Source organism: uncultured Rhodoblastus sp. (genome assembly GCF_903903185.1).
GTDB lineage: Bacteria > Pseudomonadota > Alphaproteobacteria > Rhizobiales > Beijerinckiaceae > Rhodoblastus.
This window is the reverse complement of sequence record NZ_CAIUXT010000150.1, coordinates 100870-124153: the sequence shown is the minus strand read 5'-3', so window position 1 is coordinate 124153 and position 23284 is coordinate 100870. Positions and strand designations below refer to the sequence as shown.

The following is a 23284-nucleotide window of genomic DNA, read 5'->3' as shown; positions in this document are numbered from 1 at the left end:
TGACATGGGAATCCCGGTCATCGAAGGCGTGCGGATCGGCGCCTATATCGTCAAACAGCATTTGCTGGGACGCAAGCGCTATCCGCTGGTGCTCATGCTCGAACCCTGGTTCCGCTGCAATCTCGCCTGCGCCGGCTGCGGCAAGATCGACTATCCCGACAAGATCCTCAACCAGCGCCTGCCCTACGAAGACTGCATGGGGGCGATCGACGAATGCGGCGCTCCTGTGGTGGTGATCGCCGGCGGCGAACCGCTGCTGCACAAGGAAATCGGCAAAATCGTCGAAGGCGCGCTGGCGCGCGGCAAGTTCGTCACGCTCTGCACCAACGCCCTGCTGCTCGAAAAGAAAATGGGCGAGTTCAAGCCTTCGCAGGCGTTCAATTTCTCGGTCCATCTCGATGGAGACCGCGAAATGCACGACAAGTCGGTCTGCCAGGAGGGCGTCTACGACCGGGCGGTGGCGGCGATCAAGGCCGCTCGCGAAAAAGGCTTTCGCGTCACCATCAATTGCACCCTGTTCAACGACGCCGATCCCGAGCGCGTCGCCAATTTTCTCGACACGCTCAAGGGCATGGGCGTGGACAGCGCCACGGTATCGCCCGGCTACGCCTATGAGCGCGCGCCCGATCAGGCGCATTTCCTCAACCGAACCAAGACCAAGGAACTTTTTCGCGCCATTTTCCGTCGCGGCGACAAGGGCCGCAAATGGGATTTCTTCCAGTCCTCGCTGTTCCTCGATTTTCTCGCCGGCAACCAGTCCTACCGCTGCACGCCGTGGGGCAATCCGCTGCGCACAGTGTTCGGCTGGCAGCGTCCCTGCTATCTGCTCAACGAAGGCTACGCCGGAACGTTCAAGGAATTGATGGAAACCACCGACTGGGACTCCTATGGCGTAGGCAATTACGAGAAATGCGCCGATTGCATGGTCCATTGCGGCTTCGAACCGAGCGCCGTCGCCCATGCGGTAAAAAACCCGCTGGCCGCGCTAAAGGTCGCCTTGTTCGGCGTCGAGACCGAAAAACCCTTGGCGCCCGACATTCCGCTCGATAGGCAGCGCCCGGCGGAATATGCCTATTCGGCCCATGTCGAGGAAAAGCTAAACGAAATCGTCGAAGCCGAACGAGGCGCCAAGCAGGCGGCGGCTGCGGAGTAAGGCCTCCATTCCGGCCCTCGCGTCGAAGGCGGTCCGGATCAGGCCTCCCACTTGCGAGGGGCTGCGGGCCAAAGCTTTGATCACGGCGGCGATGTCCGCCGAACCGTCGGGCTTGAAGCCCGCCATGGCCGCCCGGGGAATGGCGCGGCGCTGCGGATCGGCGACGGCGCGCAGCACCGCGAAGGGCAGGCCGTGCGCGGCGGCGAAACGCGCGGCGCCATGCGACTCCATATCCACCGCCAAAGCGCCATGATCGCCATGCAGCCGGCGTTTGTGCTCCGGCGTCAAAATCGGCTCATCGACGCCGAGCAAGGCTCCAACATGGGCCTGCGTCAGGCGCCGCGACAATTTTTCGGTCCAGCCCGCGTGACAGGTATAGGCCTTCGCGCCAACCTGGACGGCATGGGGCAGCAGAATATCTCCAGGGCGCAAATGCGGCGCGAGGCCGCCGGCGACGCCGAAGCTCAACACGCCTTGCAAAGGCCGGCCTTGCGCCTTTGCCCGGATATGGACCCGCGCGAGCCCGGCCTCGACCTGCGCCGCAGAACCGCCGCCAACGATGGTCAGGTCGTGGCCGACGTCGGCGATGCGCGCTTCCGATTTCATGCCGACGACAATCGCGATGCGCGGATTTTGGGCTAGAGCGGGATTTTCGGCGTCAGGGGGATTTTGGCGATGAAGGTTCATGCGCTGGCCTCTGGGCCGGAGCGGCGCGAAAACGGAAGTCCAATCGAACGCACAGGAAATTTCATCGGCCTTGCCCTCGCCGCACCATGGCAAAAAACATGCCGCCCGCATAGTCCAATTTGGCCCAGCGTTCGGGTCCGGCGACAGAAATGTCTGTTCTTGAAAAGTCATGGCCTTTGAATAACAGCGACATAGGGTGGACCCCCGCGCCGGCGTAGAACATGCCATCGGCTCATCCAAATCCTACCGCGAACGCACTTTGGCCCGCCACGCGTTGACCATCATGGACAGCCTCGCGCCAACCGCGGGGTCGCGCCACAGCAGGATCAATGCGGCCAGCAGCCCGACATGCAGGGTCAGCGCGCCCGCGCCGACATGCGCCATCCGCCAGATCAGACCTGGCCCCGCCGCCGCGCCAGCGCAGGTCAGCGCATAGGCCGACCACCACGCCGGCGTGACCGGCGACCCCAAACGCCAAATCACCGCCGCCGCCATCCCGGCGGCCATCAGCGCCTTCAACAATGCCATCGCCCGCAGCAAATGGGTCAGGTCCGGGCCAGCCAAGGCGATGGCGGCGGCCGAGGCCTCCGACCCCGTCGCCAACATCCCGGCGACGAAGCTGACGGCAATGACCAAGGCCAGCAACGCCCGCGCCATGGCGGGGGACAGCGCGCCAGCGTCCGCTGACGCCATGGTGGACGATGCCCGCGATGCAATGCCGATCATGTCCGTCTCTCCTGCGTCGGATCGCGGAAGCAGCACAAATACCGCCCCGGGCCTATCGTTTGTTCGCGCCAAAACTGAGGTCGAGTCTCACAAAAAAATTCATCGGCCTCTCGCCACGCAGCATGACAAAAAACCGGCCGCCCGCCTAGGCCAAAGTAACGCGCCCGCAGGGCGATGACCCGAACCGGCTCGAACCGGTCTTTCAGGATTTTCTCGCAACGGCGGGCGCCACGTCGTCAGCGGACTTTCCCGGCTCAGTTTTTGCCGAGAGCGTTCAGCAATGGCGCCAGAAATTCCTCATAGACGCGCCAGCGGCCGACCGCGCTGCTATAGATCGGCTGGCGCACCTGCGTCGCGCTGGCCGTCCTGACGGGTCGGTCTGTTTCGTGGAAGGCGAGACAGCGGTCGTCCCACGGCAGATCGCAGTGCGCCAGGATGCGGCGCGCGGCGCTCTTGGTGTCGGCGACCACATCTTCATATTGCACGTCCAAAATTCGGCCCGGCGGCAGAACTTTTCGCCAATGCGCCATCAATCGCTCGTAGCGCCGGTAATAGCGGCCGAGTTCGCCGAGATCGTAGGTGTGGTTCTGCTCGGCCGAAAACAGTTTGGAAAAGCAGGAAATGCAATTGTCGACCGGGTCGCGGACCGTGTGGATAATCCTGGCGTTGGGCAAGGCAAGGTGGATCAAACCGACATAATAATAATTCGACGGCATCTTGTCGGTGACCCGCGCGCCATCGGGCGCGATTTTCCGCAGCTTCTCCAGATAAAGCGCGCCCAGCCGCCGCAAGGCGGAGGCGTCGAGCGACGGCATGAACTCCGGATAGGCCAGCCCGCCGCCTTCCGTTTCGCCGGTGCACTCATGCAGCGCCGCCAGTTCGCCGGCTCCATGCGCCATCGGATGGCTGGCGATGATCTGTTCAACCAGCGTCGTTCCGGAGCGGGGCATGCCCAGGACGAAAATCGGTCGTGGTGAAAAATCGCCGCCCCCCGATTTTTGCGCGATCAGGTCACGTGAAAAAACCGCCTCGATACGGTCGAAAAACGCGATGGCGGCGTCCTCGTCATAGGCGACCGCCAATCTTTTCGCCGCATTGCCCCTGAGCAAATGGCCAAAGGAGCGGGAGTAATCCTTGACGTCGGCGTAGGCCTTGCCCAGCGCGAAATCGAGCTGAAGACGTTCCGTCGGGGACCGGCGTTCCGACTTCGCAGCCAATGCCTCCATCTGCGCCAGATAGAAGTCGCCGGGCGCAAATTTCATCGAATCGACGAGATTGACGTAAACGCCGGAGACATCGGGATTGATCTCGAGCGCTTTGTGATAGGCCGTCAGCGCCTCGTCGAGCCGGCCAAGCTCTTTCAGCGCATTGCCCATATTGTTGTAAGCGTCGGCAAGATCAGGCTTCAGCGCCAGCGCGCGCCGGAAAAACCTGAGCGCCTGTTCTGGCTGTTCGCGATCGAACCAGACGCGTCCCAGCAGATTGGCGGCGTCGTGGTTTTTCGGATTGAGCGCGTGCGCGCGCTCGGCCAATGCGGCGCCTTCCTCGGTCATGCGCCGGTCGATCAGCATCGCGCCGAAATGCACGCAGATCTTGTCGCTTCGCGCCTCGATCGCCAGGGCGGCGCGAAAAGCGTCCGCGGCCTCGTCGAAGCGGCCCTGGTCTTTCAGCGCCAGAGCCAGGCTGTCCAGAATTTCGGGATCGACCGGTTTCAACGCCAGCGCCTGCCGATAGGCCGCTTCCGCCTCATCGAAACGTCTCAATTCGCGCAGGCAGGTGCCAAGATTGTTCCAGGCTTCGGCGTAGCGCGGTTCGAGTTCGAGCGAGCGGCGATAGGCGCCTTCGGCTTCGCCGAAACGTTTCAACCGCTGCAAGGCGTTGCCGCGATTGCTGTGCGCCATAGCGAAATTTTCCTGCAGCGCCAGCGCGCGGTCGAGGCAGTCCAGAGCCTCCTCGAACCGGTCCAGGTCGAACAAGGCGATGCCCAGATTGCTCAAAGCGCCGGGATAGCCGGGCTGCAATTCGATCGCCTTTCGACCTTCGGCGACGGCGTCGTCAAAATGCCCGGCAAGCCGGCACATCTCGCCCAGATTGGCGTGATAAAGCGCCTGCTGCGGCGCTAAAGCGACGGCGCGACGCAGATGACCGATGGCTTCGGCGAGCTTTCCGGATTCATGCGCGATGATGCCAAGCAAATGGACGCATTCGGCATTGTCCGGCTCCAGCTCGGCCGCGCGCGCACAAAAATCCCTGGCGTCGGCGAGCAGTCGCAGACGGCGCTTCTGTTCGGCCATGACGAGCCATTGTCCGGCGTTCAGCGCCTTCTCCGCTGGCTGCTGACTTATCGCCCGCGCCGTTTCGGCCGCAAGGATCGCAGCGGCGTTTTCCGCGCGTCGCCGGCCTTCCGCAAGAAACGGCGTCAATTGCCCGGGTTCGGCGACGGCGGTCTTCAGCGCCCCGGCGATGCGCGAAATGACCACGGACCAGTCTTCGCCCGGTTTCTGGCGAAACAGGCGGGCGTTCGGGTACCAGGCGCTGTCTTCGCGCTCCAGCCGCCAGCGCCAGTCGGCGACCCCGGAAATCATCACCCAGAGCGGCTTGCCGAGCGCGCCGGCGAGATGCGCGCCGGAGGAATCGATCGAGATGACCAGATCGAGGCCCATGACCGCGCCGGCGGTGTCGGCGAAATCGCCGAGTTCCCCCGAAAGGTCGAGAATCCTTTTCGCTTCCGGGCCGAGCTGCTTCAGATCGGCGGCGCGCGGCCCGAATTGCAGGCTGGCGAAGGAGACGCCGGGAATTTTCAGCAAGGGCGCCAGATGCTTGATGTCGAGCGACCGGCGCTGGTCGTTGACATGTTCCGGATTGCCGCCCCAGATCAGGCCGACCTTCAATCCCTGCATGTGATCGAACCGTCCCCGCCAGCGCGCCAAAGCTTCGGGCGGGGCGCGCAGATAGGGAACCTCGGCGGGAATGGTCTCGTAGCGTGCGCCAAACATGTGCGGCAGGCTCAACAGGGCGATGTCGCAGGAGAAAGGACCGGGGTCGCCGCGGTCGCCGAAAACTTCGATTCCCGGCAGGCTTTCGCGCAGGAGGCCGGCGAGTTGCTGATGGACGCGCAGGCTCACCTTTCCCGCGCGCCGAGCCAGCAAGGGAATATAGCGGACGAATTGCAGCGTATCGCCAAAGCCTTGCTCGGCCTGCACGTAAATATGCCTGCCGACGAGGCTTTCGCCGCGCCAGGGGTTTTCGGGAAAGCGCGGTCCCTTGCGTTCGCTCGAGCGCAGGCGCCATTCATATTCCGCCCACCCCTCGGCGAATTCGCCGCGCATCAGCAGCAACATGCCAAGGCCGGAACGCGCATTGGCGTGTTCCGGCCACAACGCGATGGCGCGGCGCGCCGCCGCGATGGCGTCGTCATAGTCGCCATGATGGTGCAGCGCGGTGCCGAGATTGGCCCAGCCGTCGACCAGGTTCGGGTCGAGCGCGACGGCCTTGCGGTAGGCGACGATCGCTCCGTCGTTGCGCTTGAGGCCATGCAGGGCGTTGCCCAGATTGCAATGGCCGAGCGCGAAATCGGGATCCGCCTGCAGCGCGCGGCGATGCGCCTTGGCCGATTCCTCGAAATCCTTGAGTTCAAAGAGAGCGGCGCCGAGATTGCTCCACGCGGCGGCGCTGGCTGGATCGAGGGCCGTCGCGCGGCGATGTTGCTCGATCGCCTGCCTGAACTGCCCGGCCTGGCGCAGCATTTCGCCGAGATTGGAATGGAACAAGGCGTTTTGCGGGGCGCGCCGTGTCGCGCCGCGCAGGAATTCGATGGCGTCGGCCAACCGGCCCCGTTGATGCGCGATCAGGCCGAGCAGATGGTGCGCTCCGGGTTGGTCGGGGCTCGCTTCGAGCACCTGGCGGCAGGCGGCCTCGGCCTCGATCAGCTGGCCCTGGTTTCGACAGCGATCGGCATAGGCAAGAGATTCGGCGATTGGCCCGTGGAGCGGCGCCACGCCGGTCCTTTCGCTGCTCATGGTCAACCTTTTGTTCAAGCCTTTGTCCGCCATGGCTCGTAGCATGGGCGGGCCGCGCCGCCTAGCCGGCGGCCCAGGCGACGCCTTAGCATTTTGGAAAACAACGTTTTAGCACTGTAGTAAATTTACTACTATCACTCAAAATCGCCTTTTTTCCGCCGCGATTGCAGGCAACCCCGATATCAATCCTTTTGGCGAAATTGTAGGCATTAGGAGTCTGGTCGAATTGTTGCCGTAGGGTCGCCTCTCGCCGCATTGGTTTTTCTGGGAATATCCGGAGCTCGAAAATGATTTTGACCTCAAATTCCAAGCGCGTTCTGCGGGCTTCTAGTTCAGTCATCGCGCTGCTTTCGGTCATCGGCGCGCCTCCCGCCATGGCCATTCAGCCGTGTGGCTATTATGCCGTCCCCGGCGCAAACAACCTTGCAGGCACATTCGCCTCGGTTTGCGTCACGATCCCTGACGCGGGAACCATCTCGAATACCGGGTCGATCACGCCCGGCGGCATAAGCCTGACCAGCGGGATCGTTACGGGGCAAATCGTCAGCAGCGGCCTGATCGCCGGCGGGATAACGATCGATTCAAACAGCCAGATCAACGCCGCCAACGGACACGCCATTCAGATCGCCGGCAATACGTTCGGCGGCGGGATCAGCAACGGCGGCGCGATCTCGGCGGGTTCGGGCAACGGCATCTCTGTCGACAACCTCAGCACCTTCAGCGGCGGGATCAGCAACGGCGGCACGATCTCGGCGCGCAACGTCGGCGTCGAACTCCTTTTCGTCAGCACGTTCGGCGGCGGGATCAGCAACGGCGGTACGATCTCGGCGAGCAACTTCGGTGTCGACGTTGGCAGCGTGGCTGCGTTCACTGGCGGGATCGGCAACGGCGGCACGATTTCGGCGGGCAACGTCGGTGTCGAGGTTGGAAACGTAAACACGTTCACCGGCGGAATCAACAATGCTGGCACGATCTCGGCGGCCAACACCGGCATAACTATCGGCAACGTAAGTACGTTCACCGGGGGCATAAGCAACAGCGGCACGATATCGGCGGGCGGAACCGGCATCGGCGTCTACAACTTCAGCGCGTTCACCGGCGGGATCAGCAACAGCGGCACGATCTCGGCAGGCGGAACCGGCATCTATGTCGACGGCGGCTATTCGTCCGAGGTCGGCATTTCGTCCGATGGAGGCAATTCGTTCGGCGGCGGGATCACCAACAGCGGCACGATCACGGCGGGCTGGGGCAGCGGTACGCTGGTTTCCAGCGTCAGATCGTCAGGCGGCGGGATCGGCAACAGCGACACGTTCTCGGGGGGGTCGGGCAACGGCATCTATGTCACCAACGTCAGCACGTTCACGGGCGGGATCAGCAACAGCGGCACGATCTTGGCGGGCGGAACCGGCATCTATGTCGACAACGTCAGTACGTTCACGGGAGGGATCAGCAACAGCGGCACGATCTTGGTGGCCGGCACAGGCATCTATGTCAACAACGTCGGCAAGTTCACCGGCGGCATCAGCAACGGCGGCACGATCTCGACTGGTTCTTCGTATTACGGGGATGGCAACGGGATCAATGTCAACACCGTCAGTGCGTTCAGCGGTGGGATCAGCAATAGCGGCGCGATCTCGGTGGCCAACACTGGCATCTCTTTATACAACGTCAGTTCGTTCACCGGAGGGATCAGCAACAGCGGCGCGATCTCGGGCGGATACTCGGGCATCTATGTCAACGGCCTCAGTTCGTTCAGCGGCGGGATCAGCAATAGCGGCACGATCTCGGCGGCTTCTGGCCCCGGCATCAGTTTTTATAACGTCAGTACGTTCGTCGGCGGGATCAGCAACAGTGGCGCGATCGTGGCGAACAACGCCGGCATCGAAGTTGGCAGCGTATCAACCTTCTCCGACGGGATCACCAATTCGGGCGCGATCTCATTCGGCCAGAACAGCGGAAGCTATTTCTACGGCGGCGTCGGCATCAGGGTTGATGGCGTCAGCGATTTCTCTTCCGGAATCAGCAATGCCGCGTCAGGCGTCATTTCGGGGAGCTTCAACAATTCTGGTTACGGCGATACTTTTGGCTATGGCTATGCCGATGGCTATGGCTATCGCGGGCTCACTGGCATCCTCGTGCAGAATATTTCGAGTTTTTCCGGCGGCATCATCAATGCCGGATTGATTTCGCTCAGCCTGACCAATTCCCCCGCCCCCGTCGTCGCACCGACCTTCGAAACCCTCACCCGTCGCGCCGCCGGCGGCGCCGTCGGGATATCGGTCGGCGGCAACCAAAGCCCGCCGGATGCGCGTATTCTTGGGGACGCGTCCGGTTCTTTTTACACCAACGTGACGAGTTTCTCGGGTGGCGTCAGCAATGCGGGAACGATCTCGGTCAACGTCGTCAATTCCGAGACGATCGCAGGCGGAATCACTGGAATCCAGGTGCTGGGCGTCTCGAGCTTTTCGGGCGGCATCAGCAATTCCGGTCTGATTGCGGTCAATGTGGCCAATTCCGGCACGATCCTCAACGGTTCGAATCCGACCTTTGCCACCGCCGGCATTTTCGTCTCCAATGTTTCGAGTTTTTCGGGCGGCGTCAGCAATTCGGGGACGATTTCGGTCGGCGTGACCAATTCCGCCTCCGGGACAATTAATGGCGGCGTGGCCGGTGTTGCGGTCTCCAACATCTCCAATTTCGACGGTGGGATCAGTAATTCGGGCGCGATCCAGGTCGCCGTCGCCAATTCCGGCTCGATCGCCGGAACCATCGCCGGCATCACGGTTTCCTCGGTCTCCACTTTCGCCGGCAATATCAGCAATTCCGGGACGATCAGCGCGGCCAACGGCATTGTGATCGGCTCGGGCGTCAGCTTCGCCGCCGGTTCGGCCATCGTCAACAGCGGAACCCTCATCGGTTCGACCGCCGCCATCGATGTGAGCGCCGCGACCAGCCCGGTCACCATCAACCAGACCGGCGGCCTCATCTCCGGCGCGATCAAGCTGTCGTCCAATGCCGACGTGCTGAATGTTTCCGGCGGCGCCATCGCCGGCAACATCGTCGGCGCCGGAACCGCCAACACCCTGAATTTCGCGCTTGGCGCCGGAACCTTCACTTACGGTTCGGCTTATGGCTTCACCGGCATTAACCAGGTCAACGTCAATTCCGGCCTGGTCATCCTCAATGGCGTCAACAGCGCCAGCAATGTCAGGATCGGCGGCGGCACGCTGCAAGTCGGCGACGCGCAAAATCCGGGCGCCAAACTGACCAGCACGACGCCGATCGAAATTTATGGAACGCTGGCCGGCCATGGCACGGTGTATGGCAGCGTGTTGATGGAACCGGGCGGCGTCCTCGCGCCCGGCGGTTCGATCGGCGTCCTGACCATCACCGGCGGCCTGAGCTTCGCTCCGGGTTCGTTCTATGCGGTGGCGATCACGCCGGCCGCGGCGTCGATGACGCAGTTCAACGGCTTTGTGGCGCTGGGCGGCGTGACGGTGCTGGTGACGCCGCAGCTTGGAAAATATTCGGCGCGCACGTACCAGATCCTCAGCTCGTCCGTCGCTCTGGGCGCCGGCAACACCTTCAATCCGACGGTTCAGGTGACGCGCTCCGGTTTGATCAAGAGCGATCCGACGCTGACCTATGACGCCAACGACGTCTATCTGACGGTCGCTCCCTACATCAGCACGCTGGACCTGCCGGCGAACAGCCCATGGAACGCCCGGAACGCGGCGGGCGCCATCAATAATTTCATCAACACAGGCGCGCCCCTCCCGGACGCGTTCCAGAATCTGGCCGGCCTCTCGGGCAACGCGCTGAGCAGCGCGGTGAACCAGCTGGCTGGCCAGCAGCAGGGCGCTTTCGCGCCCGGCGGCTTCAAAGCCGGCGATCTGTTCCTCAATCTGTTGCTGAACCCCTACGTCGAGGGACGCGGCAATTTCGGCGCCGCGGCGACGGCGCCCGTCCTGTCCTATGCGGCCGATCCGGTGGCCTCCGGCGTGGCGAAAGCCTTCAGCGCGCTGGCGCTCGATCCGACCTCCGTTGCTGCCTCCAGGCCGGTGTTCTGGGGCGCGGCCTATGGCGGTGGCGGCAAAATCTCCGGCGACGCCACGACGGGCGCCGCGCGCACCAACAGCAATATTTATGGCTTCGCCGCCGGCGCGGATTATCGTGTCCAGCCCAACGCCCTGGTCGGCTTCGCATTGGCCGGCGGCGGCACGAGCTACGGTCTCGGCCAGGGCTTGGGCGGCGGCTACTCCGGCATGTTCCAGGCGGGCGCCTATGGCGCGCTGAACTTCGGCCAGGCTTATGTTTCCGCCGCGCTGGCCTACACGTTTCACGATGTGACGACCAACCGGGCGGGGAGCCTGGCGGGAATCGGCAACCAGAACGGCGGGTTTAACGCCAATCTGCTGTCGAACCGCGTCGAGGCCGGCTACAGCCTGCCGGTTTACGGCGGCCTCACGTTTACGCCTTATGGGGCCAATCAGGTCCAGGCGATGTGGCTGCCGTCCTTCGCCGAGACGGCGGCGGGCGGCGCCGGTTCGGCTTTCTCGCTGGGCTACGCCAGCCGCAATTTCAACGCCGACCGAACCGAACTGGGCGCCTGGATGGATTATCTCTATCCGGGATCCGGCGGCGCGCTGAAGTTGTTTGCGCGCGTGGCCTGGGCGCATGACTTCAACAACGAAGGGACGACGGCGGCTTTCTTCCAGTCGATCGCCAGCGGCAACTTCACCGTCTACAGCGCCAGGCAGGTGCCCAATAGCGCGTTGACGACCCTCGGCGTGCAATATTATCTTGGCGACGGCTGGGCGCTGCTGGCGAAATTCGACGGCGAATACTCGGGCACGAGCACGATCTATTCTGCCACCGGACAGCTCCGCAAAACCTGGTGACTGGACGGCGTTCAATTATGATGCAGGAGCCATCGGCGGCGGCGCGGCCGGTGTCAAGGCGGCAAGGCTGGTTTGGAGAGCCGATGAAACTCGTCGCGGAAATTTCGGCCGGCGAGTTGATCGACAAAATCACCATTCTCGAGATCAAACTCGATCTCATAGGCGACGAAGCCAAACGCGCCAATGTCGCTCGCGAATACGCCGCCCTCACCGGCGTGTGGAACCGGGAAATCGGTGAGACCGAAGACCTTGCCCGCCTTCGCGGCGAACTCAAGGCCGTCAACGCCAAACTTTGGCACATCGAAGATGAAATTCGCGCGCAGGAGAAGGCAGGGACTTTCGGCGCCGAATTCATCGCTCTGGCCCGAGCCGTTTATCACACCAATGACAGCCGTGCGGCGCTGAAGCGCGAAATCAACAGGCGCACGCAAAGCGATCTCATCGAAGAAAAGAGTTACGAAGCTTATTGATCGAACCGGACCGGCAGGCCGGATTTGATCGCCCGGAAACGATTTCATTGATGAGGACAAGATCAGGCCAAGGCGCGACCCATGAACGCTTTGTCACCGCATTTGCGACGCCTTGAAGCCGAAGCGATCTTTTTCCTTCGCGAAACCGTGGCCGAATTTCGAAATCCGGTGATGCTCTATTCGATCGGAAAAGATTCCAGCGTGATGCTGCATCTCGCGCTCAAGGCCTTTTTTCCGGCCAAGCCGCCCTTTCCGTTGCTCCACGTCGATACGACCTGGAAGTTCCGCGAAATGATCGCTTTTCGCGATCAAACGGCGGCAAGGATCGGTATGGATCTGCTGGTCCATGTCAATGAGGAGGGCATTTCCGAAGGGGTTTCGCCGGTCGCCTCCGGCTCTGGCGTCCATACAAGGGTAATGAAGATCGAGGGGTTGCGTCAGGCGCTCGACAAGTGGAAATTCGACGCGGCTATCGGGGGAGCCCGCCGCGACGAAGAGAGAAGCCGCGCCAAAGAACGGGTCTTTTCCCACCGCAACTCAGCCCATGCCTGGGACCCCCGCAACCAGCGTCCCGAACTTTGGAAAATTTTCGATACCCGCCTCAACCCAGGCGAGTCGATGCGGATCTTTCCCTTGTCCAACTGGAGCGAATTCGACGTATGGGATTATATCGCCGCCGAGAAAATTCCAGTCGCGCCGCTCTATTTCGCACGGCCTCGGCCGGTGGTGCGGCGAAATAGCGCGCTGATCATGGTCGACGACGACCGGCTGCCGTTGCATGGGGGCGAGGCCGCGGAAATGCGGTGCGTCCGTTTCCGCACGCTTGGATGCTATCCGCTGACCGGGGCGGTCGAATCCGCGGCCGCGACGCTTGAGGAAATCATCGCCGAAATTCGCGCCTCGACGACCTCCGAGCGTCAGGGCCGGCTGATCGATTTCGATGAATCCGACTCGATGGAGAAGAAGAAGCGCGAGGGCTATTTCTGATGAAACCCGACACCCTGCAGGAGTCTCCGGCCGGCGCAGGAGCCTGCGCCGGCCAGCTTCCGACGCTGCGTTTTCTCACCTGCGGATCGGTCGATGACGGCAAATCGACGCTGATCGGCCGTTTGCTGTTTGAGCGGGGCCAGATATTCGACGACCAGATGGCGGCCCTGGCGCGTGATTCGCGCAAATTCGGCTCGGTCGGCGGGGAAATCGATTTCGCTTTGCTGGTGGACGGGCTGGAGGCCGAGCGCGAACAGGGCATCACCATTGATGTCGCCTATCGCGCATTTTCGACGCCGGCGCGCGCCTTCATCGTCGCCGATTGTCCCGGCCACGAGCAATATACCCGCAACATGGCGACGGGGGCCTCCAACGCCGATCTGGCGATCCTGCTGGTCGATGCGCGCAAAGGCTTGCTGACCCAGACGCGCCGCCACGCCGCCATCGTCTCGCTGCTGGGCGTCCGCCACATCCTGATGGCGGTCAACAAGATGGACCTGGTCGATTACGACCGCGCGGTCTTTGACCGGATCGTCAGGGAGTTCGCCGAGGCCAGCGCCAATTTGAATTTCCGCGTCGTGACCCCGATACCGATTTCGGCGCGCCTTGGCGACAATGTGTCTTCGCCATCGCGGAACATGCCATGGCATTGCGGCCCAACGGTGATTTCCTGCCTGGAGACGGCGGATCTAGAAGACTCGCGGGCTGAGCAGCCGTTGCGCTTCCCGATCCAATGGGTCAACCGGCCGCATCCCGATTTCCGCGGATACGCCGGGACCATCGCCTCGGGACGCGTCCGCCAGGGCGACGAGGTCGTCGTCGCCGGTTCGGGGCGGAAGACGAGGATCGCGCGCATCGTCACGATGGCCGGCGATCTGGTGCAGGCCGAGGCGCCCGATTCGGTAACCCTGGTCCTCGCAGATGAAATAGACGCTTCGCGCGGCGACCTACTGTGCGATACCTTGGGCCGTCCGGATGTGGTCGATCAATTCGCCGCCCATCTGATCTGGATGAGCGAGCAGGAACTTCTGCCGGGCCGCTCCTATCTCATGAAAATCGGCGGCCGGACTTTTCCGGCCAGCGTGACGGAGATAAAATACCGGCTCGATAGCGACAGCCAGGCGAAAATCGCCGCCAAGACGCTCCGGCTCAATGAAATCGGCTTCTGCAATCTCGTCACATCGACGCCGATCGCCATCGACCCTTACGAGGCCAATCGCGTCACGGGCGCCTTCATCCTGATCGACCGGGCTGACAATTGCGTCGCGGCGGCGGGAACAATCGCCTTCGCGCTGCGCCGCGCCAGCAATGTACATTTGCAGCATCTGGCCGTCGACAGGGCGGCGCGGTCGCGACTGAAACGCCAGAAGCCGAAAATCCTTTGGTTCACCGGCCTCTCCGGTTCGGGCAAATCGACGGTCGCCAATCTCCTGGAAACACAGCTGCTGCAGCGCCACGTCCATTCGATCCTGCTCGACGGCGACAATATTCGTCATGGGCTCAACAAGGATCTCGGCTTTACCGAGGCCGACCGCGTCGAAAATATCCGCCGCATCGGCGAAGTCGCCAAACTGATGGTTGACGCCGGCCTGATCGCGCTGTGTGCGTTCATTTCACCTTTTGCCGCAGAACGGCGGATGGTGCGCGAATTGGTCGAGCCGGATGAATTCATCGAGGTCTTCATCGACACGCCGCTGGAGATCTGTATAGAACGCGACCCGAAGGGCCTTTACAAGAAGGCGCTGGCCGGACAGCTCAAGAACTTCACCGGCGTCGATCAGGCCTATGAACGGCCGGAGAATGCAGAAATCGTCATCGACGCGGAATGCCCGCGTCCGGAAGACGCAGCCGCGCGCATCTTGCGCTATCTCGACGCTACCGCGACATTCGATGTTGCCTGAGCAGCCGGCGTTGCATTGAACTCTATGGCCTCTCGCTTATTTCCGAGCGAAAGGACGACGGCAGATTCCGACGCGCATCCGGGCGGCGCCTGTCGAGCGCGTGAAAATCATCGGATTTGTTGAAATTTCGGCGGTCGCCTGAGTTCTCGCCAGCGATCTCATCGGCGGCTTCGTTTTCGATCTCGCGAAGGTCGGCTTTCGTCCTGCGCCTCAGGCTCGACCGTAGGGGCCGAATTGCCGCTTCTGACGCATCCTTGCCCTTCAAGGCTCCGCCCGTCACCGTCCGCACTCCGTCGATCCGCGCCATTCGGAGGCAAGATCAGGTGTCGGATTTCGACCGGAGGTGTCGTGGAGGTCTTCCGGGAATGCTCCAGCGTCGCGGCGCTCGGCGGCGCCGGCAATCTACCATCTGAGGTTATGAAACAATCGGACAAACTTTAAGAAACCGCGCGATTTCGTGAAATTTCGTGCAGTTTTCGTTTAAACAACGTCGATTTTCGCCTAGCACAAGCCTAGGTTACGGTTCAATCGCCCGCTGCGGGCGGTGCTCCGCAGGCGGCGAAATCGCTGGAGCGCGGCCCCAGCCGCTTCGCGCACGTCGACAATTTTTATTCTTAGAACAATAGCTTGAAACGACGACAGCGATGCGCCCGCCCATCCCGTCACAGCGACTGGTCGCGGATGTTTCCTTTGAAGCAAAAAAGAACGATCTCCATGGAGCCGAACGGGTTTTCACCCGGTCAAATTCATTTTCACCTACCGCCGATTGGATCGAAACCGGCGCGAAACCGCGCAGCGGTTCCGCATCGCGGCCTCTGGGCCGCGTTCGGGGGGATGTCTTTGAAGCTTCGAGGGCTCGGAGTTTATCGATTGGGTGGTGGCCGCTGCGGGACTTGAACCCGCACGGGGGATGCCCGAGGCATTTTAAGTGCCTTCCGTCTACCAATTTCGGCAAGCGGCCTTTTCGTCTTCCGGTCCTTCTGCCCACGCCCACGCCATCCGTCTTATAGAGGCGCGCGATGGGGACGGCCAAGTGGAATTTTAGGCGTGGAATTTTAGGCGGGGTGGGGGCTCGCGATGAGGGGCTGCGGTCAATGAAAATCCCGCGAGTTCGGGATAACCCTCACATTGCGCGGGTGGCGGGCGCGATCGGCCCTGCCCGTCGCGCCTTCCGACAGACGCCCAAGCTCGGACGAGCGGTCGCTGACGCGTCGCGCCAGAAGATGCGCTACGCCGGCCCAGCTTATCTGCACCCGCCCTTCCACCGCCATCAGCCGCGCCGCCATGGTCTCCTTGCGATAGCGCTCGAACAGGGTCGCATAAAGCGCGACATTGACCACGCCGGTCTCGTCCTCCAGCGTAACGAAAACCATTTTGCCATTGCCCGGCCGCTGGCGCACCAGCACCAGACCCGCCGCTTTTTTCCACGCGCCGTCGCGGCAGGCCGAAAGATCGCAGGCGCGCGTAAAGCTTTCGCGGGTGAAAAGTGGACGCAGAAGCTGCATCGGGTGGGCCGCCAGCGACAGCCGCAGGCTCTGGTAATCGGCGACGACCTGTTCGCCGAGCTGCAAGGCCGGCAGGGCCGGGTCGGGCTCCTCCCCCAGTTCCTCGATCCCGGCGGCGGCGAAAAGCGGCAAGGGCTTTGCGCCCGGCAGCCTTCTTGCAGCCCAGAGCGCGGCGCGGCGATCGAGCTTTTTTTCTTGCGCCGCCGGGCCGTCCGAGAGAATCAGCGCGCGACAGGAGCGGACGGCGTCGGCGTCGGCCAGCAGTTTGATCGTTCGCGTGGAAAGCTGCGCCCGCCTCGCGCAGGATTCGAGGGTTGCAAAACCCTCGGCGCGCGCGGCGACCAGCCGTTCCATTTCGCTCTCGGCGAGGCCGCCGATCTGGCGCAAGCCGAGCCGCAACGCCAGCGCGCCCTCTTCGCGTTCGAGGGTGTTGTCCCATGACGAATGATTGACGTCGACGGGCCGAATTTCGACGCCATGTTCGCGCGCGTCGCGCACGATCTGCGCCGGCGCATAAAAACCCATCGGCTGGGCGTTCAGCAAGGCGCAGGCGAAAACCGCCGGCCAGCGGCATTTGAGCCAGGCCGAAACATAGACGAGATGGGCGAAGGAAGCGGCGTGGCTTTCGGGAAAACCATAGGAGCCAAAACCCTTGATCTGCTCGAAACAACGCTGGGCGAAGTCTTTTTCATAGCCACGCGCGCACATGCGCGAAACCATCATGGTCTCGAACGCGCCGATTGTGCCGAGATGGCGAAAGGTCGCCATGGCGCGACGCAGGCGGTTGGCCTCTTCTTCGGAAAATTTGGCGGCGACCATGGCGAGGCTCATCGCTTGTTCCTGAAACAAAGGCACGCCGAGCGTCTTGCCGAGCACGCGATGCAATTCGTCCGGCGGGCCATGTTCGGGCGACGGCGAGGGAAAGCTGACTTCCTCCTTGCCCGCGCGGCGGCGCAGATAGGGATGGACCATGTCGCCCTGAATCGGGCCCGGCCGCACGATGGCGACCTCGATCACCAGATCGTAGAATGTCCGGGGCCGCAGGTGCGGCAGCATGTTCATCTGCGCGCGGCTCTCGACCTGGAACACGCCGACGGAATCGCCCTTGCACAGCATGTCATAGACCGCCTTGTCCTCGCGCGGGACATCGGCCAGCCCGATCTCGACGCCCTCGTGGCGCGCGAGCAGATCGAAACCCTTGCGGATGCAGGTCAACATGCCCAGCGCCAGAATATCGACCTTCATCAGCCCCAGCGCGGCGATATCGTCCTTGTCCCATTCGAGAAAGGTGCGCTCGGCCATGGCGGCGTTGCCGATGGGTACAAGCTCGTCCAGCCGTCCGCGCGTCAGCACGAAACCGCCGACATGCTGCGACAGATGACGCGGGAAACCGAGGATTTTTCGCGCGAAAAAAATCACCTGGCGAATGAGCGGATTGGCCGGATCGAGTCCGGCCTGGGCGATGTGTGTTCTGGAAAAGCCGCCGCCGTGACTGCCCCATTGCAGCGAGCCGAGCGCGACGATCATATCTTCCGACAGACCGAAAACTTTCGCCACGTCGCGCAAGGCGCTGCGCGGGCGATAGGAAATCACCGCCGCCGCCAGACCGGCGCGCTCGCGGCCATATTTTTCATAAATATGCTGGATGACCTCCTCGCGCCGCTCATGTTCGAAATCGACGTCGATGTCCGGCGGTTCGCGGCGCGCGGCGGAGATGAAACGCGCGAACAGGAGATCGTTTTCCGCCGGATCGACGGCGGTGATTCCGAGCACGTAACAGACGGCGGAATTGGCCGCCGAGCCGCGCCCTTGACATAGAATCTCTTTATCTCGCGCAAAGGCGACAATGTCGTGGATGGTCAGGAAATAGGGCGCGTAATCGAGTTTCGCGATCAGCGCCAATTCCTGTTCGATCAGCGCATGCACCTTGGGCGGCGCTCCCTGCGGATAGCGCTGCGGCAAGGCGCGGCGGGTCAGCTCCTCCAGCCATGCCTGCGACGTCCAGCCGCGCGGCGTCGGCTCGTCGGGATATTCATAAGATAATTCGCGCAGATGAAAATGCGCTAACGCGAAGAAATTTTCGATTTCGTCGATCGCCTCCGGCGCGTCGGCGAAAAGCCTCGCCATTTCGCGCGACGATTTCAGATGTCGCTCGGCATTGCTTTCGAGCCTGCGCCCCGCCTGGACGAGCGTGATTCTTTCGCGCACGCAGGAAAGCACATCTTGCAAGGCGCGGTCTTCCGGCCGCGCGTAAAGGGCATCGTTGTGCGCCAGCAATGGGACGCCTTGCGCCTGCGCCAGACGACGCAATTCCTGAAGCCGGCGACGGTCAGCTCCGACGCGCGGCATATTGGCGCCGAGCCAGATTTTTCCCGCACCGGCGGCGCGCAAATGCGCCAGAGGCCGTTCCAGAGCCGCCGGCTTTTGCGTCGGCAACAGGATCACTAAAAGATCTTCCGCATCCGCCAGCAGATCGTCGAGGCGCAGCAGGCAATCGCCTTTTTTGGCCCGCCGCTTGCCGAGGGTGAGCAGGCGGCACAGCCGTCCCCACCCTGCCCGATTGGCCGGATAAACCGCTACATCCGGCGCGCCGTCGCAAAACTTTACGCGCGCTCCGGCTAACAAGCGAAAGTTTTTGGCGCGCCGAGCCAAATCGTCATCGGAGGCCCGAGCAAATTCCTCCAGCGCCGAGAGGGCGCGCACGACGCCCGCGACGGAATTGAGGTCGCACAGACCGAGTCCAAAATAATCCAGTTGCAAGGCGGCGGCGATCAGTTCGACAGGAGACGAGGCGCCGCGCAAAAAGGAATAATGACTGGCGCAGACCAGTTCGGCATAGGCCATTTAAGCAAACAGCCCATGCAGAAACCAGCGCGGCGCATCGTCGCCGCGCTCGTAAAGTCCGAGCCGGAACAGCCAGAAGCGGCGGCCCTCCCTATCCTCCACGCGGTAATAATCGCGTGTCGGCGCTTCTGGCCCGAAGCGCATCGGATCGAGCCGCGTCCACTCCGGCGCGATGCGCTCCGGCCCTTCGGCGCGCAGGATGTCATGCGCCTGCCGGCGCCAGCGGAATCGCGCGGGCGGCCCGTCGGGGGCGAGCGCCAGAACCTCGACCGGCTGCGGCGGATCGAACAGGGTCAGCGGACGGACCGGCGGCTCGCCAGCCGCCGGCGCCGGCCATTCCGCGGACGCCGCCAGCGCTGCTGGAACAGCCGGGCTTTCGCGCTCCGGTTCATGCGTGTCGAGGCGGACGAAACGAAGCACACGCTCGCGGCCGAAACGCGTCGTCAGCCGGTCGAGCAATTCGCTCAACTCGCGTTCCGTTTCCTGCGCCGCCGCTCCGGAAAAATCGGCCTGAGTCGGCGCGAATTTTTCGGCGTGCGGCACGGCGAGGCGCAAAGCGTCGAAGCCGAAGCCGGGATCGAGCGGATCGGCCAGCACATCGCGTTTTTCGTGAAACAGCCGCAGCAGGATTTTCGGGTCGCGCGTCGGACGCAACGTCTCCACCCGCAAGCGGCGAACGGCGCCGTCGGCGCGGAAAAAACTCGCTTCGAAAACGCGTCCGCCCTCGCCGCGCCGCTCCAGCAGCAGCGACGTCTCCAGCATCAGGTCGCGCAAGGCGGCGTCGATCGACTCGCCCTGCGACAGAGGATCGACGAAATGCCTTTCAACCCTGCAGTCCGGCGGCCAACGCAGGGGTTTGATCCGCACGTCCTCGCGTCCGAACAGCCGCTCGATTTTTCGTGTGAAATCGACGCCGAACCGGGACGCGAAAGCGCGCGAAGGCCGCGCCACGACATCGCCGAGGGTTTTGAGCCCGGCGCGGCTCAAAGCGACAAGAATTTCCTCTTCCGCCTCCAGCGCCGCCAAAGGCAGTCGGGAGACGGCGGCTTTTTCTTCATCGGGCGGAAAAACCCCGCCAGCGGAAAAGCGCGCCAAAGCGCGGGCGCCGTCCGGCGTCGTCGCCAAGGCGCCGCGGGCGCCAAAACCGAGCGCCTCCATGTCCTGCAGCACGCGCGCGAAAAGACTGGCCTCGCCGCCGAACAGATGGGCGCAGCCGGTGACGTCGAGGACCAGCCCATGCGGCTCATCCAAAGCAGTCAGCGGCGTATGGCGCTCGCAGCGCGCCGCAAGACGCGCCATGATTTTCGTATCCGCCGGACGATCGGCTTCCGTGACGCCGAGTTGCGGCAGGCGGGCGCGCGCGTCGGCCAGCGACAGGCCAGGCGCAAGCCCCTGGCGCAAAGCGGCGGGATTGAGCGCATAAAGCCTTTGCGCGCCATTGCGCTTTTCGACAACGGCGAAAGGCGCGTCGTCATCCTGCGGCGCGGCGCGCCCGCTCCGGGCCAGACGCAGCCTGTCGATCGGCAGGAACGGCAGCCACAGGGCCAGATAGCGTCGCGCTGAGAGAATCGGCGGCTTCATGAAACAGACCTCGGTCACGCAGCCACTCCAAACGCCAGGAACGATCGGCCGCGCCGCCGCGATGACGCAGCAGCGTGACGGAAAAACACGGAGGCCCTGGCGCATTGGCCGCAAGGGCGCAGGAATTTTGCGCCCGCGCCCGCCAGCGGGAGGCGGCGGCGCTGGGCGGAGGCCCAGTCTTGGCCTGCGTTCCAATCGGAGCGCCTATTTTTTGGCTCGTTTCTTGGCCCGCGCGAATGCGCAGCAGAAAAACGGTCACGCCCGAAGCCTCCGCCGCGCGCGCCAGACGCAAGGTAGCCGTGAGATCGAGCGCGCGCGGCGCGCCGAAAACTTCAATCAGCGCCGCGCCAAGACTTTTGCAGCGCGCCGCTTCGACGCCGGCGCGCAGCACCGCCTCGGCGTCCCTGCCGCGCACCAGCGACAAAGCGGCGGGATCGACGCCGAATTCGGCAAGCCCCACGCCATTCAGCCGCCCCGCCTCGCCTTCCAGAAAATCCTGCCGCGCCCAGAACAACGGCCGTCCCGACCCAGCGCGCAGGGCCATGGCGAGGCCGAAGCCGGCGGCGGCGGACCAATCGGCGCTCCAGGGCGCATGGATCTCATGCAGACAGGCGCGACGGAGTCCGCCGTCGAGAAAATCGTCGACGCCAGGGGCGCCCAAGGCGAAACGCGCAGCGCGAGCCGGCGAGGCCTGGCCGTTGTCGCCAAGCCTGGCGAGGAGACACCGCAAGATGGCCAGGGTTTTCGCCCGCGACGGCGAAGCCCCTCTCTGAGCATCGATCCAATGCATGGCGTTTCGCACAAATGTTCCTGTTATGTTCTATCCAACAAACACCCGAAGCCGGATAGAGTCAAGTCTGGTCCTCGATTCCTCGGTGTTAGTTTTTAAAATATTGATTTTATTGATTTTATCTCAGACCCTTTGGCTAGAACGCAAAAAAGCCCCGTCCGGCTGAAGCCGGACGGGGCAAAACGAAGAATTATTTCTATGCTCTAATGCATATTCCCAAAAAGTTGAAGACTTTTGGATAGGAATATAAGCCTAAACAAAGACTTGCAGCATTTCGGGCGCCTGCGTTGGAACGGCGATCACGCGCCGAAGCCGTTCGAAAAATGGGCTTCGGCCAGGGCCCGGCGCAAGTTGACGACTTCCTCGCGCAAACAATGCACTTCCAGCGTCAGATCGTCGACGCGCCTTTCATAGCCGTCGATCAAGGTCCGCAACCGCCCATCGACGGCCGATTGCATCGCCGGACCGCGATTGACCAAAGCCAGAAAGAAGCCGCCCACTGCCGTCAGGACGCTGGCGCCCAGAGTGACCAGCCAGTTCGGCAATTCGCCGCCGTTCAAATCCACCGCCATCTTTTGCGCATTCCATTCAACGAGAGCATTTTTCCACGCGCTTCAATACGAGGAGGCTGGCGCAGAGGGTGCGCCAGCGATGCCGCCCAGTTGCCTGCAAACCTCCAGACTGGCCGCACGAACCGTCGTCGTGGCTCCACTGCGGACGATCTGCGTCGCTTTGCCCTGATTAATGGCGTCCTCGACCGAAAGCGCGACACTCGCGCTGTTCGCGACGACACAGGCGACTGCCTCGGCGGTTCTGGCGGCATTTGCCACATTGGTCGAAGCCGCTGGCCCGGTGAAATAGGACATGGCCGAGGCCTGGGCCGGAACGAAGGTGAGAGAGGCGAGCGCGAGCGCGCCGCAAAGCAGCTTTTCCATGGGTTTTCCTTTCGGGGATTTCAGATGAAGGGTGCGTGATCCGGGATTTTTCCGCCAAAGATCGGCGCGTTGCTCGGCGTCATCTTCAGTATGCAGAGACCGGAAACTAATTCCGCCACCGCTTCGGCGGCCTCGACATAGCTCTCGAATTGCGCGACCGGCGGCGCCACGACGGCGACGGCCCTGAGTGTGGCGTCGATGGTCTGCAACGCCTCGACGGGCGTCAGCGTTCCCGCCCTGGCTGCCTCCGCACTGCGGACGATGGCGGCCATGGCCGCGTCGAAAATGCGGGCGTCGGCGCCAAATAGTCCAGCGTCCTTCGACGCGCCGACCCAACTTTGCAGCCCGGCGGCGACGTTGGCGAGAACGCTCACAACGCGTTTTTCGCATTGCCGAAGTTGGCGCCGATCAGATCGATCACGCCGCGCACAAAAGCCCATACGCCCGGCCCGGTCGCTTTCGGCAAAAGCGCGGCGGCGATGGTCACGCTATAGGCGATGGCGGCCGGGGTCGCCAGACTGGCGAAAATGCTTTTGATCGAGACAAGAGGATCGGGCGCCGCCGCCGTTGCGCCTAAAGCGGCGAGGGACGACAGGATCGGCGTAGCGACGACGACGAGCATCGCCATGAACGCGAAAACAAATCTGAGCATGACAGTTTTCCTTATCTAAAGAAATTTTCGGAAGCGTTACTTGTCGAGTTGTGTTCCGACCTGGTGCGACGGGGCGCCCCAATCGGTATGGTCGCCGCCGGCGATGCGCGGGTGGCAGCCGGCGACGAGGGCG

15 protein-coding genes and 1 tRNA gene are annotated in these 23284 nt (G+C 62.9%); 5 read left to right on the top strand and 11 right to left on the bottom strand.

Annotation, left to right across the window (positions count from 1 at the left end; all coding sequences use genetic code 11):
• Positions 1–4: 4 nt before the first annotated feature.
• Complete coding sequence (hpnH, locus tag QZY01_RS14420) at positions 5–1153, top strand: adenosyl-hopene transferase HpnH (RefSeq protein WP_294538171.1); 1149 nt, start codon at positions 5–7, stop codon at positions 1151–1153.
• Here the strand turns inward: hpnH and QZY01_RS14415 are convergent.
• From QZY01_RS14415 to QZY01_RS14405, 3 genes are all read right to left on the bottom strand, one after another.
• A complete protein-coding gene (locus tag QZY01_RS14415) occupies positions 1097–1840 on the bottom strand; it encodes a phosphorylase (RefSeq protein ID WP_294538157.1) in 744 nt (247 codons plus the stop codon). The two genes, hpnH and QZY01_RS14415, sit on opposite strands and share 57 nt — an antisense overlap.
• Before the next feature lie 243 nt (positions 1841–2083).
• Positions 2084–2566, bottom strand: coding sequence for a hypothetical protein (locus tag QZY01_RS14410; RefSeq protein ID WP_294538155.1), 483 nt, complete (start codon positions 2564–2566; stop codon positions 2084–2086).
• A gap of 254 nt (positions 2567–2820) precedes the next feature.
• Positions 2821–6585 carry a tetratricopeptide repeat protein gene (locus QZY01_RS14405; RefSeq protein WP_294538153.1) on the bottom strand — a complete coding sequence of 1255 codons (3765 nt, stop codon included), beginning with the start codon at positions 6583–6585 and terminating at the stop codon, positions 2821–2823.
• Positions 6586–6872: 287 nt separating this feature from the next.
• On the opposite strand from QZY01_RS14405, the gene QZY01_RS14400 reads away from it, so the two are divergent.
• From QZY01_RS14400 to cysC, 4 genes are all read left to right on the top strand, one after another.
• Positions 6873–11486, top strand: a complete 4614-nt coding sequence (locus QZY01_RS14400; RefSeq protein WP_294538151.1) for an autotransporter domain-containing protein — start codon at positions 6873–6875, stop codon at positions 11484–11486.
• A gap of 83 nt (positions 11487–11569) precedes the next feature.
• Complete coding sequence (locus QZY01_RS14395) at positions 11570–11956, top strand: DUF6165 family protein (RefSeq protein ID WP_294538148.1); 387 nt, start codon at positions 11570–11572, stop codon at positions 11954–11956.
• Between the two features lie 81 nt (positions 11957–12037).
• A complete protein-coding gene (gene cysD, locus QZY01_RS14390) occupies positions 12038–12943 on the top strand; it encodes a sulfate adenylyltransferase subunit CysD (RefSeq protein ID WP_294538146.1) in 906 nt (301 codons plus the stop codon).
• Positions 12943–14844, top strand: a complete 1902-nt coding sequence (gene cysC, locus QZY01_RS14385; RefSeq protein WP_294538144.1) for an adenylyl-sulfate kinase — start codon at positions 12943–12945, stop codon at positions 14842–14844. Before cysD ends, cysC begins: the two co-directional genes overlap by 1 nt.
• Positions 14845–15719: 875 nt before the next feature.
• Here cysC and QZY01_RS14380 read toward each other — a convergent pair.
• The 8 genes from QZY01_RS14380 to QZY01_RS14345 form a co-directional block, all read right to left on the bottom strand.
• Positions 15720–15805, bottom strand: a tRNA-Leu gene (locus tag QZY01_RS14380).
• Positions 15806–15935: 130 nt separating this feature from the next.
• On the bottom strand, positions 15936–19193 hold the full coding sequence (locus QZY01_RS14375) for an error-prone DNA polymerase (RefSeq protein WP_294538142.1): 3258 nt from the start codon (positions 19191–19193) through the stop codon (positions 15936–15938).
• Positions 19194–20774: a DNA polymerase Y family protein gene (locus tag QZY01_RS14370; RefSeq protein WP_294538169.1), complete on the bottom strand. Its 1581-nt coding sequence runs from the start codon at positions 20772–20774 to the stop codon at positions 19194–19196. It abuts the gene before it with no gap.
• Positions 20665–21564: a hypothetical protein gene (locus QZY01_RS14365; RefSeq protein WP_294538140.1), complete on the bottom strand. Its 900-nt coding sequence runs from the start codon at positions 21562–21564 to the stop codon at positions 20665–20667. Before QZY01_RS14365 ends, QZY01_RS14370 begins: the two co-directional genes overlap by 110 nt.
• Before the next feature lie 299 nt (positions 21565–21863).
• Entirely contained in the window at positions 21864–22136 is a 273-nt protein-coding gene (locus QZY01_RS14360; RefSeq protein WP_294538138.1) for a hypothetical protein, read from the bottom strand.
• A gap of 42 nt (positions 22137–22178) precedes the next feature.
• On the bottom strand, positions 22179–22499 hold the full coding sequence (locus QZY01_RS14355) for a hypothetical protein (protein ID WP_294538136.1): 321 nt from the start codon (positions 22497–22499) through the stop codon (positions 22179–22181).
• Positions 22500–22519: 20 nt separating this feature from the next.
• Entirely contained in the window at positions 22520–22873 is a 354-nt protein-coding gene (locus tag QZY01_RS14350; protein ID WP_294538134.1) for a hypothetical protein, read from the bottom strand.
• Positions 22870–23151, bottom strand: coding sequence for a hypothetical protein (locus tag QZY01_RS14345; RefSeq protein WP_294538132.1), 282 nt, complete (start codon positions 23149–23151; stop codon positions 22870–22872). Before QZY01_RS14345 ends, QZY01_RS14350 begins: the two co-directional genes overlap by 4 nt.
• Positions 23152–23284: the final 133 nt, after the last annotated feature.

Coding starts and splice junctions, on each gene's coding strand:
- hpnH (WP_294538171.1), top strand. CDS start 5: ATGGGAATCCCGGTCATCGAAGGCGTGCGGATCGGCGCCTATATCGTC.
- QZY01_RS14415 (WP_294538157.1), bottom strand. CDS start 1,840: ATGAACCTTCATCGCCAAAATCCCCCTGACGCCGAAAATCCCGCTCTA.
- QZY01_RS14410 (WP_294538155.1), bottom strand. CDS start 2,566: ATGATCGGCATTGCATCGCGGGCATCGTCCACCATGGCGTCAGCGGAC.
- QZY01_RS14405 (WP_294538153.1), bottom strand. CDS start 6,585: ATGAGCAGCGAAAGGACCGGCGTGGCGCCGCTCCACGGGCCAATCGCC.
- QZY01_RS14400 (WP_294538151.1), top strand. CDS start 6,873: ATGATTTTGACCTCAAATTCCAAGCGCGTTCTGCGGGCTTCTAGTTCA.
- QZY01_RS14395 (WP_294538148.1), top strand. CDS start 11,570: ATGAAACTCGTCGCGGAAATTTCGGCCGGCGAGTTGATCGACAAAATC.
- cysD (WP_294538146.1), top strand. CDS start 12,038: ATGAACGCTTTGTCACCGCATTTGCGACGCCTTGAAGCCGAAGCGATC.
- cysC (WP_294538144.1), top strand. CDS start 12,943: ATGAAACCCGACACCCTGCAGGAGTCTCCGGCCGGCGCAGGAGCCTGC.
- QZY01_RS14375 (WP_294538142.1), bottom strand. CDS start 19,193: ATGGCCTATGCCGAACTGGTCTGCGCCAGTCATTATTCCTTTTTGCGC.
- QZY01_RS14370 (WP_294538169.1), bottom strand. CDS start 20,774: ATGAAGCCGCCGATTCTCTCAGCGCGACGCTATCTGGCCCTGTGGCTG.
- QZY01_RS14365 (WP_294538140.1), bottom strand. CDS start 21,564: ATGCATTGGATCGATGCTCAGAGAGGGGCTTCGCCGTCGCGGGCGAAA.
- QZY01_RS14360 (WP_294538138.1), bottom strand. CDS start 22,136: ATGGCGGTGGATTTGAACGGCGGCGAATTGCCGAACTGGCTGGTCACT.
- QZY01_RS14355 (WP_294538136.1), bottom strand. CDS start 22,499: ATGGAAAAGCTGCTTTGCGGCGCGCTCGCGCTCGCCTCTCTCACCTTC.
- QZY01_RS14345 (WP_294538132.1), bottom strand. CDS start 23,151: ATGCTCAGATTTGTTTTCGCGTTCATGGCGATGCTCGTCGTCGTCGCT.